At 30.5% G+C, this 1,180-nt stretch carries 1 protein-coding gene; it reads right to left on the bottom strand.

The window, feature by feature from the left end; genetic code table 11:
- Positions 1-253 precede the first annotated feature (253 nt).
- Positions 254-1,027: a DUF6090 family protein gene (locus tag ACFSQJ_RS14205; RefSeq protein WP_377767636.1), complete on the bottom strand. Its 774-nt coding sequence runs from the start codon at positions 1,025-1,027 to the stop codon at positions 254-256.
- Positions 1,028-1,180 lie beyond the last annotated feature (153 nt).

Below are 1,180 nucleotides of genomic sequence, written 5' to 3' on the forward strand. Positions count from 1 at the left end.
CCGTAATTTGAGATTTTGAACTGTTCAATATCGGCAATTCCTTCGTCAAATTCCACGTCTTTCCATTCTTCATTCCAATAGTTTCTTATCATCCTAAATGTTTTTCTCAAATGCACTACAACGGTTTTGGCTATGGTTTCGTTGCGTGAAAATCCGCGAGGATTTTCCGCCGTAAACCGAAGATAGCAAATTTGCGAGGACTTTCCGAAAGGAAAGTCAGAAGCAATGAACTATAGCCGGTGTTGTGCTTTCGTTATTTATTTTTTTCTAATTCTGAATTAATTAATTCCAATAGTTTTTCAGTCATACTCTTCATGTTGTTATATTCATTTATGACAAGATTGTTATTAAATATAGAAAGCACGAATCCATTTTTAAATGTTTGATTATCTAATAATAATTCAATTTTTTCTTTAGAGAGTTGTGTTCTTTCTCCTTGAGTTCCCTTTGATACTTGATAAGTGTAATTGGAAATATCTGATTCAAGGTCTGATGTGCTGAAATAAATAGGGAAAATATAATTTTCAAAATCCTTGTACATATGACTTTCTATAAATTCAATCTCCTTGTAACTTAATTGCATATTAAGTAGTAAGTTCTTAATAGAGTCATTTGATATAATGGCAAGATTTCCTGAGTTTATTAATTCTTGATAGGTATTGTCATTCCGTTTGAAAGGTGACCAAATCTGAACATTTAGGCTGTGAAAATTAAATTCGTCTGTAATAACCTCTTTTTTATTGTTAAAAAAATCAAGTATAGTTTTGGCAGAGTTTACAGATGTATCTCTTTTTTCAATATAATTATTTAGTTCTATTGAATTGAGATTCAAGTCGGATTTGATTCCTGAAAGATATTTTAATTCTTTTATTCTGGTTTCTTTTTCTCCATTTTTAGTGTTAATTGCTAAAGCAATTAGAATTCCAATTACCACAAGTACAATTTCGCCAATTGCATATAGTAAATACTTACTGAATTTATTTTCAGAAAGCAAGTTTTGTCGAATTTTTCTAAAGAATTTTATCATTGGTTAGCGGTTTCTGATAATGAAGCACAACGGTCTCGGCTCGTATGTTTACCAAGAGTTTTTACTATTGATAAATATAGTAGTTTCCCTAGTATTAATAAAAGCTAAAAATAGAAGGGACAGCGAGGTCTCGGCTAGATACATTAGATGATA

It is taken from the genome of Croceitalea marina (genome assembly GCF_042684265.1).
GTDB lineage: Bacteria > Bacteroidota > Bacteroidia > Flavobacteriales > Flavobacteriaceae > Croceitalea > Croceitalea marina.

Excerpts from the sequence above, each read along its gene's own strand:
- ACFSQJ_RS14205 (WP_377767636.1), bottom strand. The coding sequence starts at position 1,027 with ATGATAAAATTCTTTAGAAAAATTCGACAAAACTTGCTTTCTGAAAAT.